Origin of the sequence: Synechococcus sp. H55.8, assembly GCF_047462375.1 — a bacterium.
Taxonomy (GTDB): Bacteria; Cyanobacteriota; Cyanobacteriia; order Thermostichales; family Thermostichaceae; genus Thermostichus.
The window spans coordinates 49475-63816 of sequence record NZ_JANSJC010000003.1; the positions used below are offsets into that span (position 1 = coordinate 49475).

7 protein-coding genes are annotated in these 14342 nt (G+C 62.4%); 3 read left to right on the plus strand and 4 right to left on the minus strand.

Annotation, left to right across the window (positions count from 1 at the left end; genetic code table 11):
- Positions 1–7 precede the first annotated feature (7 nt).
- From NW862_RS02135 to NW862_RS02145, 3 genes are all read right to left on the minus strand, one after another.
- Positions 8–3916, minus strand: a complete 3909-nt coding sequence (locus NW862_RS02135; protein WP_414426872.1) for a PAS domain S-box protein — start codon at positions 3914–3916, stop codon at positions 8–10.
- Positions 3917–4067: 151 nt separating this feature from the next.
- Positions 4068–6818, minus strand: coding sequence for a cation-translocating P-type ATPase (locus tag NW862_RS02140; protein WP_414426888.1), 2751 nt, complete (start codon positions 6816–6818; stop codon positions 4068–4070).
- Positions 6819–7060: 242 nt separating this feature from the next.
- Entirely contained in the window at positions 7061–7411 is a 351-nt protein-coding gene (locus NW862_RS02145; protein ID WP_414333422.1) for a hypothetical protein, read from the minus strand.
- Between the two features lie 227 nt (positions 7412–7638).
- Between NW862_RS02145 and gltX the strand changes: the two genes are divergently transcribed.
- The 3 genes from gltX to NW862_RS02160 all read left to right on the plus strand — a co-directional run bounded on the left by gltX (position 7639) and on the right by NW862_RS02160 (position 13368).
- Positions 7639–9078 (plus strand): glutamate--tRNA ligase, encoded by a 1440-nt coding sequence (gene gltX / locus NW862_RS02150; RefSeq protein WP_414333424.1) that lies wholly within the window; start codon positions 7639–7641, stop codon positions 9076–9078.
- A gap of 42 nt (positions 9079–9120) precedes the next feature.
- Positions 9121–12117, plus strand: coding sequence for a GAF domain-containing protein (locus NW862_RS02155; RefSeq protein WP_414347100.1), 2997 nt, complete (start codon positions 9121–9123; stop codon positions 12115–12117).
- 162 nt (positions 12118–12279) lie between these two features.
- The gene (locus NW862_RS02160) at positions 12280–13368 is read left to right on the plus strand and encodes an isocitrate/isopropylmalate dehydrogenase family protein (protein ID WP_414333428.1); all 1089 of its coding nucleotides are present in this window, start codon (positions 12280–12282) and stop codon (positions 13366–13368) included.
- Positions 13369–13393: 25 nt separating this feature from the next.
- On the opposite strand, the gene NW862_RS02165 is transcribed toward NW862_RS02160, so the two are convergent.
- Positions 13394–14320 (minus strand): D-isomer specific 2-hydroxyacid dehydrogenase family protein, encoded by a 927-nt coding sequence (locus NW862_RS02165; RefSeq protein ID WP_414426873.1) that lies wholly within the window; start codon positions 14318–14320, stop codon positions 13394–13396.
- Between the last annotated feature and the right edge of the window lie 22 nt (positions 14321–14342).

Genomic DNA, 14342 nt, shown 5'->3' on the forward strand with positions numbered 1-14342 from the left:
CTTGGCATTAAGCTTCTGCATGGGTACTGGCAACAGGAGAAGGCCCAGACGCGGCAGCCGATAACTCCAGGGTAACTCGCTGGTACTCGGCTTCCAACCGTTGCAAGGCCTGCTTCAGGGTATCCCAGTTTACAAAAGCGGGAGAGGGGTGGCGAGAGAGGTTCTCCAGCTCCTGACACATCTGAGCTAGCGACTTGGCCCCCAGGGTGCTGCTGCTGCCCTTGAAGCGGTGGGCCAGTTGGGCCACGGTTTGGGCATCTTGCCGCTCCAGAGCCTGGCGCAGGGATCCCAGCAGGGCCTGGCTGTCTTGCTGGTAGGTTTGCACCATCTCCTGCCAGTCTTCGGGGGATCCCAGCATGCTGCGTAGGCTGGCCAGGGTGTCGGGATCCAAGGCTGGCTCCGGTTTTTCTTCCGTGCAAGAAGAAGAGATTTCCTGCAAAGCGCGCTCCAGCACAGCCGGCTGCAGGGGCTTGGTCAGGTAGCCGTCGACGCCGGCGGCCTCGGCAGCAGCACGGCTTTCCAGGAAAGCATCGGCGGTGAGGGCAAGGATGCGTGGCTGGCGATCTGGGGGAAGTTCGCTGCGGATGCGGCGGGTGGCGGCCAGGCCGTCCAGCTCCGGCATGTGCAGATCCATCAAGACCAGGTCGTAGGCGCGCAGTTGCAGCGCCTGCAGAGCTTCCAGGCCGTTGGCCACGATGTCCGGCTGATAGCCCAGCCGCTCCAGCATTAGGCGGATGACTTTTTGGTTGACGGGGTTGTCCTCGGCTACCAAGATGTGCAACGGGCAGCGGCTGGCCAAAGGCAGCGGGGGCTCCAAGGGGGAAGTAGCGGCAGGCACTTTTTCCTGGCAAAGCAGAGCCCGCAGTTGCGAGGCCTTGACCGGCTTGCTCAGGGCAGGAAAAGAGCCAGAACTTGCCAAAGCCGCGCTGCGGGCCACCAGCAGCAAAGGCCTCAGGGGGGGCTGCTCCTGCTGCAGAGCCTTGGCCAGGGCCAGTCCATCGCCATCAGGCAGGCTGGTATCCACCAGGGCCAGCTCAAAAGTCTGGGCCTTGGCCAGAGCTTGGGCTTCTGCTGCAGAGCTGCAGGCCGTTACCTGCATCCCCCAGGCCTGGAGCAGGCGAGCCAGGAGCTGCCGTTGGCTGGCGTTGTCTTCCACCAACAAAACCCGCTTGCCGGCTAGAGCAGCATCGAGGGCTGGGGCTGCCAAGAGGGCCGGATCCGGAACACGCAGCGGGACACGGAAACCAAAGGTGGATCCCTGGCCCGGCTGGCTTTGCACCCAGATCTCTCCGCCCATCAGTTGACAGAGGCGCTGGCTGATGGCCAAGCCCAAGCCCGTGCCGCCGTAGCGGCGGCTGATGGAGCTGTCCACCTGGCTGAAAGGCTTGAAGAGGCGATCCTGCTTTTCCGGCGGGATGCCGATGCCGGTGTCTTGCACCTGGAAGCTCACCCACTGCTCCTGGGCCTCGACGCTTACCACCACTTCTCCCTGCGGGGTGAACTTGATGGCGTTGCTGAGGAGATTGGCCAGGATCTGGCGCAGGCGGTTGGGATCCCCCACCAGGCTGGCTGGCAAGCTGGGATCCACCCAGGCCACCAGCTCCAGATCTTTGCTCTGGGCTTGGGCGGCCATGAGATCCAAGAGCTCCTCCATGAGCTGGGGCAGGGAAAAGGGCGTTTCCTCCAGCTCCAATTTCTGAGACTCGATCTTGGAGAAATCCAAAATGTCGTTGATGAGGCTGAGCAGCACCTCGCTGCCGTAGCGGATGGTCTGCACCCAATCCCGCTGCTGCGGATCCAGGGGGGTATCCAGCAACAGGCTGGCCATGCCCATGATGGCGTTGATGGGCGTGCGGATCTCGTGGCTCATGGTGGCCAAGAATTCGCTCTTGGCGCGGTTGGCCGCCTCGGCAGCTTCCATAGCCGCCTTCATCTGCTCTTCCGTCTGCTTGGCCAGGGTGATGTCCCGCCCGGCGGCGTAGGCCAGGGATCCCGCCAGAGAGGCGCGCCATTCGATAAAGCGGTAGCTGCCGTCTTGGGTGCGGTAGCGGTTGACTAAGCCATCCAGGCGTCCTTCTTGCAGCAGCTTTTGCATCGCCTTCTGCGTGGCCAGCAGATCTTCCGGGTGCACCCATTCCCAAAAGGGGTGCTGCTGCAGCTCCTCGAGGGAACGGCCCAGAACAGTCTCCCAAGCAGGGTTGAGGCGGCGAAAATACCCCTGCTCGTCGGCAATGCAGAGCAAGTCCAAAGCTACCGAGAAGAATTGCTCCAGCTCTGCTTCGGCCTGCTTGCGGGCGGTGATATCGACGGCGGTAAACACCCAGCAAGGGATCCCGCGCAGCACCAGCGGCTGGACGAAGACGTCTTCCCAAAACTCCCGGCCATCCCGCCGTTGCCAGTGCCACTCAAAGCGGGCAGATCCCTGCTGGCGGGCCTGCTCCAGGTGAGGCTGCAGCGAGAACCCCCTTCCCTGCAGGGCCTGGCGATAGGGGGACTGCTCCAAAACGTCGAAGGCCCGCAGCTCCTCCAGGCTAGAAAATCCATAGGCGGCAAGGGCGCGCGGATTAGCCTCCAAGATCTCGCCCGTTTCGGCATGGCGAATGAGGATGGCCACGGCAGCATTTTCAAACAGGGCGCGGAACTTCTGCTCGCTCTCTTGCAGGGCTTGCTGTGCCTGCACCCGCTCCGTGATGTCGCGAATGATGAGCACCACTTCCTGCGCATTCAGAGGGGCAATGCGCACCTCCTCGTGGCGCACCTCGCCATCGATTTCCAGGCTTTGCTCGTAGCGCTGCAGGGTTTGGGTGGCCAGGGCTTGGCGAATATAGGCAAGCCGCCGCTCCGCCAGGTCTGGGGGCAGGAGTTCGTGGGGTGAGCGCCCCAGGTAAGTTTCTGGCAAGCCGTAGGGCCGCACCTCCCCCCCACAGCTCACTCCCAGGCAAACGCCCTGGCTATCGAGGTGAAAGATGAGATCCGGGATGGCCGCCAAAATAGCTCTTTGCCTTTCCTCGGCAGCTTTGAGCTCCAGCTCGGCCTGCTTGCGCTCTGTGATGTCCCGCACCAAGACGTAGAGCTTCTCGCTGCCGTGGGCAACGATACAGGCCCTGCGATACTGCCGCACCCCGCCTGGCAGCTCGATCTCGTACTCCAGGTATTCGACGCTCTGGTTGGCCAGAGCCCGCCTTCCCAGAACCTCGCATTGCTCCCTCAACGCAGCAGGCAAAATCTCCTGGAGCCGACGGCCAATGTAGTCCTCGGGGGGGCGCAGAGTGGCGAAGTAGCGGGGCGGCTTGCAGTCGAGGATGCGACCGTCGGCAGCGATCTCCAAAACCATATCCGGGATTGCCTCGTAGAGGGCGCGGTAGCGGGACTCGCTTTCCCGCAGTGCCTGCTCCCGATCGACCTGCTCTGTGATGTTGCGGCTGGTGATGAGGATCCCGTCCCCCACCGGCACCACCTGGTGGTGGATCCAACTGGCCTGCAAGCCTGGCTGGCCGGAGATGGGAAACTCCTCTTCCAGGGGGATGCGGGTTTCCACCACCCGCTTGTATTTTTCAAAAAAGCCAGCCGTGCGGTTGATGGGCAACAGCTCGCACAGCCTTTGGCCGAGGATCTCCTCCCGGCGGCGGGAAATCAGCTCCTCCCCCTTGGCGTTGACATCCACAAAGACAAAATCCGCAATCTCGCCGGTAAAAGGATCCCGCACCGCCTCCAAGAGATAGATGGCATCTAAGCTGGCTTCCAGCGCTGCGCGGAAACGGGCCTCTGGGCTGGAAGTTGGCAGCGATCCCTTGAAAATGAGCTTGAAAACTCTCTTGAAGAGAGGGATCCGCCGCCGGAGCCAGCCAAGCCCTAGAAGCGCTCCGAGAACCAAAACAATCCCCCCAAGCATAAAGCTGGCCCAGCCCGGCAGCATTATCTCTATCCCCAGCTCTTTTCTGGTGGCGGCTGCTTCCAGCTTATCTTCTGGCTTCCGCAGAATCGCTCAGTTAAGTTGCGGAAAAAAGCTGCCCTACCCTGCCCTGGGAAAAAGCTTTTGGCAAAGGAGGAAACCATGGAAGCTAGCCTTAACGGGGGCGCCAGCGGCAGTAGAGTTTTTCCAGATCTACCCAGACCATCACTACTGTGCTAAAGCCGACGCAAATGAGCAGCTCAGTGAGGGTCAGTTCTTCTGTCCCGAAAAAGTCGCGCAGGAAGGGCACATAGAGCAGGGCCAACTGCAGCAGCAAAGTGGTCAGCACCGCCCCCAGCAGGTAGGGGTTGGAAAAGGGGTTGAGCTCGATGGTCAGCTTGTCGTTGGAGCGAACCGCCAGCGCATGGCCCATCTGGGCAATACACAGGGTGGTGAAGACCATCGTGCGCCAGTGAACGATGTAGGCTTCCACAATCCCCATCATGAGGATCGTCGCCAAGCCAAAGACGACGCCAATGCGCACCATGTAGGCGCCGAGCCCTTGGGCAAAGATGCTTTCTTTGGGGTTGAAGGGGGGACGCTGCATCACCCCTGGCTCCGCCGGCTCCATTGCCAAAGCCAGAGCAGGCAAGCCGTCGGTTACCAAGTTCATCCACAGGATCTGTAGGGGCGTCAGCGGCACGTCCTCTAGGCCCAGAAGGGGTGCAGCAGCCACGGTCAACACCTCGCCGATGTTGCTACCCAGGATGTATTTCACGAAGCGGCGGATGTTGCTGTAGACCACCCGCCCTTCTTCAATGGCCGCCACGATGGTGGCAAAGTTGTCGTCCAGCAGCACCATGTCGCTGGCCTCTTTGCTGACATCGGTGCCGGTGATGCCCATGGCAATGCCGATATCCGCTTGGCGCAGGGCAGGGGCGTCGTTGACGCCATCGCCGGTCATGGCCACAAACTGGTTTTGCTTTTGCAGGGCCTGCACGATGCGCAGCTTGTGTTCGGGAGCCACGCGGGCGTAGACGTTGACCCTCTGCACCGTCTCCATCAGCTCCTCAAAGCTCAGCCGGGAGAGGGTGCGCCCATCAATGGCCTGGTTCTCGGAGTCGAGGATGCCCAGCTCGCGGGCAATAGCGATGGCGGTGAGTTGGTGATCGCCGGTAATCATCAGGGTGCGGATCCCGGCCTGCTGGCAGCGGGCTACCGCTTCCCGCGCTTCGGGCCGAGGGGGATCGTACATGCCCACTAGGCCCAGCCACACCAGGTTGCGCTCGATCTCCTCCAGGTTCTCCGGGATCCGCTGCAACTGCTGAGTGGCCACCCCCAAAACCCGGATGCCCTGGCCGGCGAGGCGGTTGTTGGCGCCCAAAATGGCCTGGCGATCGGCTTCTGAGAGCATCTGCCAAGTTCCGCTTTTCTGGATATAGGTGCACTGCTCCAGCACCAGCTCGGCGGATCCCTTAACGTAGACGCGGTAGCTGCCCTCCTCTTGCACCACCACGCTCATGCGCTTGCGTTCCGAGCTAAAAGGGATCTCCTGCACCCGCGGGTGCTGCTCTTGCAAAGAGGCTTTCTGCAGGTTGGCCTTGGCGGCAGCCACCAGCAGGGCGGCCTCGGTGGGATCCCCCAGGATCGACCAGGTGGGGGCAGCGCCGCGCTGGGCTGAGAGATTGGCTTGCAACAGGGCATCGTTGCAGAAGACCACCGCCCTGAGAAAGGCCTGCAAATCGGGGGCACTCTGGGGATCGATGGGCTGGCCGCCGCAGTAGAAGGATCCCTTGGGAATGTAACCGCTGCCGCTGACCTGGTAGTGGCGCTCGGGGGTGAGGATGTCGGTGACCACCATTTTGTTTTCGGTGAGGGTGCCGGTCTTGTCGGAGCAGATGGTGGTGACGGATCCCAGGGTCTCTACGGCCGGCAGGCGGCGGATCAAGGCGTTGCGGCGCACCATGCGCTGGGTGCCGATGGCCAAGGTAACCGTGATTACAGCCGGCAGCCCCTCCGGCACCACCGCCACGGCCATGCTGAGGGAAGTTTCCAGCAGCGCGGTGAAAGGCGCCATGCTCCCGGCCTGGAGCAGCCCCACGATCACCACCAGCGCCACCAAGGCCAGGGATCCCGACACCAGCACATTGCCCAACTGGCTCATGCGCCGCTGCAGGGGAGTGGGCTCGTTTTCTACCGTCTGCAGCAGCCTGGCCACCTTGCCCAGCTCCGTGTTCATGCCGGTGGCAGTAACCAAGAGGATCCCTCGCCCCTGCAGCACCTCGGTGCCCATGAAGGCCATGTTGCGCCGCTCGCCCAGCTCTGTGTCTTCGGGGAGGACACAATCAGCCTGCTTGGTGACCGGTACCGCCTCTCCGGTCAGGGCCGCCTCTCGCACCTGTAGGTTCACCGCTTCCGCCAAGCGCCCATCGGCTGGGATCTGCACCCCCGCTTCCAGCAGCACCCGATCCCCTGGCACCAACTGGCTGGCGGGGATCTCCTGCCACAGCCCGTCCCGCTGCACCCGCACGCTGGGGGAGGCCAGCTTTTTTAGGGCCGCCAGCGCTTTTTCCGCCCGGCTTTCTTGCAAGTAGCCCAGCAGACCATTGAGGCCGACGATCAACAGAATGGCCAGAGCATCTTTGGGGAACTCGCCTTCCTGCAAGTCCAGAGTCGCTGAGATCGCCGCCACGGCGATCAGCATCAGCAGCATAACGTTGCGGAATTGGTCGAGAAAGAGCTGCCAGGCGCTGCGGCCAGAGGTGGAGATCAGCTCGTTGGGGCCGAATTCCCGCTGCCTCTGGATCACTTGCTGAGCGGTGAGGCCACGATCGGGATCGGTGTGCAACTTCTGGATGGCGGCGGCAAGGGGGAGGCTATGCCAGGCAGAAACCGAAGAAAGAGGGGATCCATCCGGTGGGATCATCGCGACCACTCGAGGGTTCTTGCCGAATTTTGACATATTCCCCGTCCCGGCGGAGCCGCTGTTGCCGGGCAACACTGCGCAAACAGCCCCTAGACAGCCGTTTGGGTTTTTCGGTGCTCTCGCCGCTATGCAAGCCAAAAGCCGCCCCACCGGCTTGCCTCCGCGTAGGGGCAGAACGGGGCTCCAGACCCAACTTTTCGGCCACAAGAGCGAACTGCTGCTGGAGCGAACCCTGGATATCTCTAGCGCAAGATTTCAGAATCCAAAACAGGCTCTGTCTGGGTGACGCGATAGTAGCCGGCCTGGGTACGAACCGAGGCCTGGTAGGGGCTGGGCAGATCCAGCGAGCGCAGGGGTGGGATGTTGGCGCGCTGGTTGAGCAAAGTGGTGAAGAAGGCGGTGGTTCGCCGGGCCTGGGAGCGCACCACCTCTTCAGGGAAAATCACTGGATCCACATCTTTGCCCCTATCTAGCAGGATCTCATCCAGGGCATCCCCCACTGGGTAGGAAGGATAGGCGATTTGGGCAAAAGCGGATCCAACCGGGATCCCAGCAGCTAGACAACCCAGAACAATGGCTAAGGCCAGACGCATGTGCCGTGATTCCTCCTACGCTACAGCTTGTTCCTCAACACCGGAAAAAAAGCGAGATTTGGGCGTTGCCCACCAACTTTTACCCCCGGGGAGCCTACCTGTTGACCGGCAGCTAAGGCGGATTCTACTCGACATGCCTCAATTGGCAACCACTTGCAGCCCCCAACATGACAAGGGATCCCGCCGCCGACTAGGATCAAGATGCTCTGCTTGGGATCCATAAGCCTGTGAGTGTTCGCGTTCGCCTTGCCCCCAGTCCAACTGGAAATTTGCACATCGGCACCGCCCGGACGGCAGTGTTTAACTGGCTGTATGCCCGCCGCCACGGCGGCCAGTTCATCCTGCGCATTGAAGACACCGACCGCGAGCGCTCTTCCCCCCGCTACACCCGCAACATTTTGGCGGGGCTGGCCTGGCTGGGGCTGGACTGGGACGAAGGGCCCATCTACCAATCCAACCGCATCGCCCGCTACCAAGCGGTGGTGCAGCAGCTTTTGGAACGGGGGCTGGCCTACCGCTGCTACGTCAGCGAGGCGGAGCTGGAAGCAATGCGCGCCGCCCAAAAGGCCGCCGGCAAAGCCCCTCGCTACGACAACCGCCACCGCTTTCTCACCGAGGAACAGCGCCGCGACTACGAAGCCGAGGGCCGGCAGCCGGTGATCCGCTTCAAGATCGAGGAGCCCCTGGAGGTGTCCTGGGTGGATCTCATCCGCGGCCCCATCACCTGGAACACCCAGGACTTGGGGGGGGATATGGTGATCGCGCGGGCGGATGGCTATCCTCTCTACAACTTGGCGGTGGTGGTGGACGACATCGACATGGGCATTACCCACGTCATCCGCGGCGAAGACCACATCGGCAACACACCCAAACAGATCTTGCTCTACCGCGCTCTGGGGCATGAACCGCCGCAATTTGCCCATTCCCCCCTCATCCTCAACCCAGAAGGGAAGAAGCTCTCCAAGCGGGATGGGGCGACCTCGGTAACCGAGTTTCAGCAAATGGGCTTTTTGCCGGAGGCCCTCAAAAACTACTTGGCTTTGCTCAGTTGGTCGCCCCCAGATGGGGAAGAGCTTTTCTTGTTGGAAAAGGCAGCTACACAGTTTGACTTCGACCGGGTCAACCGGGCCGCTGCTCGCTTCGATTGGGACAAGCTCAACTGGATCAACAGCCAGTACATCAAGCAGCTCTCGCCGGCAGAATTGGTGGAGCGGCTGACGCCCTTTTGGCAGGCGGCGGGGTTTGACCTGGGATCCGTGCCGGATCCCGGTTGGCTGGAGGATGTGGCTCGCCTCGTTGCCGAGGGCATCGACCGCCTGACCGAGGCCCCTCCCCTCAGCCGCTTTTTGTTTCAAGAGCCCCTTAGCTATACCTTGCCAGCTTTGGAACAGTTGCGCCTGCCGGGGGTGGCGGAAGCCATGGCGGCCACGGCGGCCACGTTGGCCGCTGCCGAGTTGCCCCAGCCCGTTGCCGCAGACAGCCTGAAGCCGCTGGTGGAGCAAGTAACCAAAAGTCAGGGCATGAAAAAGGGCTTGCTGATGAAAAGCTTGCGGGCCGCCCTGACAGGGGATCTGCAGGGGCCGGATTTGATGGCCTCTTTTGCGCTGCTGCAGCGGCGGGGCTGGGCTTTGGGGCGGCTGGAGGCGGTGCAGAAGTTGGTTGCCTGACTGAAGTTTTGAGTTTGCTCAAGTTTTTGATTGCTTGCTGCTATGCCTTTGCAGGCTTGTGTCGATCCAGATTCCTCGTTGTTGATCCAGCTCCAAGCTGCCAACCAAATCGTCCAGGAACTGGTGCTTCTCTCTTCCCAGGGATCCTCAGAAGCGGCAGAGCCGGAGGTGCTGGAGCAGGGCTTGCGCAGGTTGGCCCAGACCCTGGTGCAGCAGATGGTGAGCCGCTTGGGCGTGGCCTCCGCCCGCCTTTGGTTTTTCGACCCGCAGGAGGGCTGCTTTCAGTCGGTGGCCCATGCCGGCCTGGTCAGCCCTGCCCACGATCAAATTGAGCGGATCTACCCCGATGACAGCCCTATGGGGCGTGTGGCCCAGCAAGGGTTGCCCCTCTTGAGCAACAACCCGGATCAAGAAGCCTGGATGCCTGCCCCGGAGTGGGTGAGGGCTAATGGCCTGCGGGGCTTTGTCGCCCACCCCATTAACCGCGGGGAGGAGCGGCTGGGCGCTTTGGCCCTGCTGAGCCGGATCCCTCTGCAGGCCAGCTTTGTGGAGGTGGTAAAGTTCCTCTGCTCCTATACGGCCAGCGCCATCATCAATGCCAAACTGCTGGAGCGCAGCCGTCGGCAGGCGGTGCGGGAGGCGTTGCTCAACCGCATCACCAGCACTGTTCACCGCTTTTTGCAGTGGGATCAAATCGTCAGCACTGCCCTGAGGGAGCTACAACAGGCCTTTCTCCCGAAAGGCGTGCAGGGGCTGAGCCGCTGCTGTTTTTACAGTCTCAACCCGGACCAGCAGACGGTTCAGGTCACCCACGAAGCCCTGAGCCCTGGACTAGCCCCTTGCCTACGAGAGGTGTACCGGATCCAAGACTTTGGCTCGCTTTGCGAGCGCTTGCGGGCGGGGCAGGTGGTGCAAATCGCCCTGCCTCTGCCGCCGGATGGAGATCTCCTGCCGCCGGCGGGGCTGGCTGCCTTCCAGGCGCTACAAGCTCGCTCGGCGGTGCTGATCCCGGTGCAGTCGGTGGGAGCGGAGATCGGCGGGAGGGATCCCTATAGAGGACGGCCCGGTGTGCAGGGGGGGATGATCGGGTTACTGGGGGTATACATCACTACACCCCATCCTTGGCAGCCGGAGGAGATCGACCTGTTGCGCTCGGTGGCCTATCAACTGGCGATTGCCCTGACCCGTTCCAGCTTGTTCGAGCATGCCCATCAGCAGACGGAACGGCTGGCGCTGTTGCACTCGATCACAGCGGCGATTCGCTCCAGCCTGGATCCCACCACCCTCTTCCACGCGATCACCCAGCAGATCGGGGCGGCTTTTCAGGCGGATGTGTGTATCTTGGCCCTTTGGCAGCCGGAGCAGGAGCTGCTGTGCCCCGTGGGCCTCTATGCGCCGCAGCTTAATCCGTCCGTTCTCGTGAGCGGCACGGAGTCCTCGTTGGATGCCCTGCTGATGGGATCCCCAGAACTCTCGGAGACAATTCAGGCCAGGTTGCGCTGGGCAGCCGGTCTGTTGGCCACCTTGAAGGAGCCGGTGGTGGTGCCGGATGACTTGCAGCCGCAGCGGCAGGGAAGTGGGCTGTTGTGGGTACCTTTGTATGACCATCCGCAGCGGCAGCAGGAGCTGTTGGGGGGGATTGCCCTGCTGCGCGGCTCCCGGATCCCTTCTCCTTGGCAGCCGGAGGATCTGGAGTTGGCGGAAGCCGTGGCCGAGCAGGCAGGGATCGCCCTCAAGCAGGCGCAACTGTACGAGCAGACCCGCATCTCGGCTCAGCGAGAAAGCCTGTTGCGCCAGCTCGCCCAGCGCCTCAGCGGCACCTATGATCCCCAGCAGGTGGTGCAGATTGCCCTCGAGGGTATGGCAGAGGCTTTGCAGGTGGATCGCTGCGATTTTATCGCGCCCCCTGCAACTCCGCAGCCTTCATCTGCTTCTCCCCCAGAGCCCCTGGCCATTCACCAGGAGTATCGTCGTCAGCCGGGGATCCCTTCCCAGGTGGGACAGACTCTGCCCCCTGAGCTGGGCCAGCTCATCTGGGCCAATTGCTACCGCCAGCTAGACACATTGCTGATTGCCGATGTCCACACCTTCCCGCTGCCTGCCCACACACGCCAAAGTCTGCTCCAGAACGGCATCCGCTCCCTGCTGGCTGTGCCGATAGTCACCGATGCTCGCCAGGTGGCCGGGGTGCTCTGTGCGTTCATGCCGTCGGTTGAGCCCGGCAAAACCGCCGATGCCGTCGGACTTGCTCCCGGAGACGCGGACTTGGTGAACGCGCTGGCGGACATTACGGCAGTGGCCTTGCAGCGGGCCTCCTTCTACGAGCAAGTTCGCCGTCAGGAGGCGACAGCAGCAGCTTTGCGGGGTCTAACCGAGGGGCGAGAGGCGGAAAGTCGTCGCTTGGCCGCCGATCTCCACGACCAAACCTTGGCGGATCTGGGAGCTTTATCTCGCCAGATTCAGGAGCTCTCTGGGGATCCAGCCGTTGGCCCCGCTGTCCAGACCCAGTTGCAGGCCATGAGCGCCCAACTGAGGGAAACCATGGCCGAGTTGCGGGGGATCGTGGAAGATTTACAGCCGACGGCCATGCGGGCCTTTAACCTGGGCCCGGCCCTGCGCAGCCTCCTGGAACGGGCCGCCCAGCGATCCCCGCATCCCCTCCTCACCCGTTTCGACAACCAAGCCGATGGCCTGCTCTCCCGCCTCAGCCCCGCCTGCCAGAGCAACATTTTCCGCATCGTGCAGGAGGCCCTCAACAACATCGTCAAACATGCAGGGGCACGGCGCATCGATCTCATCATTCAGCCCCGGCAGGATACTCAGGCTCTCTGCACCCACTTGGAGCTGAAGATCATCGACGATGGCTGCGGTATGCCGGAGTCCAAGGGTGGGGCGGATCCCATGCCTGGCCATGGACATGGGCTGCTCAACATGCGCTACCGAGCCGAGTTGATCGGGGCCGCCATTGCCTGGCGTAACCGCCGCTTCGGCAGTGGCACGGTCGTGGAGCTGCGGATTCCCTTGCCCCCGACTCCCTAATTTCGTCCCCGGCCCCGCCCATTGACAAGGTAGCGGATGCAGCATTTTCGCTCTCAACCTGTTCTATAGTCATTGAAGCCTAGGGGATCCCCGGTTATCTGACCTATCTATGGGGGGATCCGCCGGCAAGACGGAGTTTTCACGCTGCGAGGAGAAGCATCGGTGGCCTATCGTGTGACTTTGATTCCTGGGGATGGCATCGGCCCGGAAGTGACCAAGGCGATGACCACGGTTTTGGAGGCTACCGGGGTTGGGTTGGAATGGATCCCGGTAGAGGCAGGGGTGGAGGTGATCGAGAAATACGGCACCCCCTTACCGCCCCACGTATTGGAGTCGATCCGAGAGACCAAGCTGGCCATCAAAGGGCCCATCGGCACTCCCGTAGGCACCGGCTTTCGCTCGGTGAATGTGGCCATCCGCAAAGAGCTGGATCTCTACGCCAACCTGCGCCCGGCCAAGTCCATCCCGGGGATCAAAAGCCCCTTTCAAGACATTGACCTGGTGGTGGTGCGGGAAAACACCGAAGATCTCTACGCCGGGATCGAGTTTGAGCAGGGCACACCGGCAGCCATCCAAGCGCGGGAAGCCATGATGCGCCTTTCCGGCAAACCCATCCGCGAGGGATCCGCCATCGGCATCAAGCCCATCTCAGACTTCGGCAGCCGCCGCATTGTCAAGTTTGCCTTCGAATACGCCCGCCAAAACGGCCGCAAAAAGGTAACTGCCGTCCACAAAGCCAACATCATGAAGTTCACCGACGGCCTGTTTTTACAGGTGGCGCGGGAGGTGGCCCAGGAGTACCCCGACATCGAGTTTGAAGATCGCATCGTGGACAACATGTGCATGCAACTGATGCAGAAGCCGCAGCTCTACGATGTGCTGGTGCTCACCAACCTCTACGGGGACATCATCTCGGATCTGTGCGCCGGCATGATCGGCGGGCTGGGGGTGGCGCCAGGGGCCAACATCGGGGATGGCATTGCGGTTTTTGAGGCCATCCACGGCTCGGCGCCCAAGTATGCCGGCCAAAACAAGGTCAACCCCTCTGCCCTTATCCTCTCCGGGGCCATGATGTTGCGCTATCTGGGCGAGCGGGAAGCCGCCGCGAGGGTAGAAGCGGCAGTACAGTCGGTCATTGCCGAAGGCAAATACGTCACCTATGACCTGGCGCAAGGGGAGCCCGTCGGCACGCAAGAGATGGCCGAGGCCATTGCCGCTCGCGTGCAAGAGATGGCCCCCCGCGAGTCCTAGCTCCCCTCTCCCAAGGGGTGAGGGCTCAATAGCCCAAAACCGGATCCACCACTCCCAGCAAGGGATCCCCCAGCCGAAAGCGGCGCACATTTTCCCGCACCCGCTCGGAGAGGGCAGGAACAATCATGGCGTCGGTAATGGCTGTGTGGGGGGTAATGAGGCAATTGGGCAAGCTCCAGAGGGGATGCCCAGCCGGCAAGGGCTCAGGATCCGTGACATCCAAGGCGGCCCCGCGAATCACCCCCTGTTGCAGAGCGGCCACCAAGTCGGGGGTCACGATGTGTTTGCCTCTTGCCACATTCACCAGCCAACACTGGGATCCCATCTGCTCCAGCTCCCGCCGGGCGATGATCCCCTCTGTTTCCGGGGTGAGGGCCAAGGCCAGGATCACCACATCCGCCCCTGCCAGCACCGCCTGCCGTTCTGCCAGCGTCACCACCCGGCTGGCTCCTGGCAAGGGATCCGCCCTGCGCCGCACCACGTCAATGGAACAGCGGAAGGGCTGTAACAACTGGATCAGCGCCTGGGCAATGCCCCCCGCCCCAAAGATGACCACGCGGCTGCCCCAGAGGCTGGTGCCGGATCCCGCCTGCCAAGTCTGGGCCAAAGCGCGGATCTTCAGATCCCGCAGGCCGGCCAAGGTGAGGGCCAGGGCATGTTCGGCCACCGCCTGAGCGTACACCCCCTTACCGCAGGTCCACACATAGGCGGGATCCAAAACCCCTGCCTGGGCAAAAGGTTCCACCCCTGCCCAGGGCAACTGCACCCAGCGGATCCCCTTTCCTTCGGCAAGACACTGCTTGAGCTTGGGCACGTCAAAGGCATCTGCCCACACCAGCGCCTCCGCTTCGGCCAACGGCACCAGCTCACCACCCCCTGCCAAAACGGCCTCTTGCAGCCAAGGACGCAGATCCCCAGGTTCGACGGCAATACGCCTGCCTTGGATGCCCATCGGAGCGCTTGAAGAAGACTTT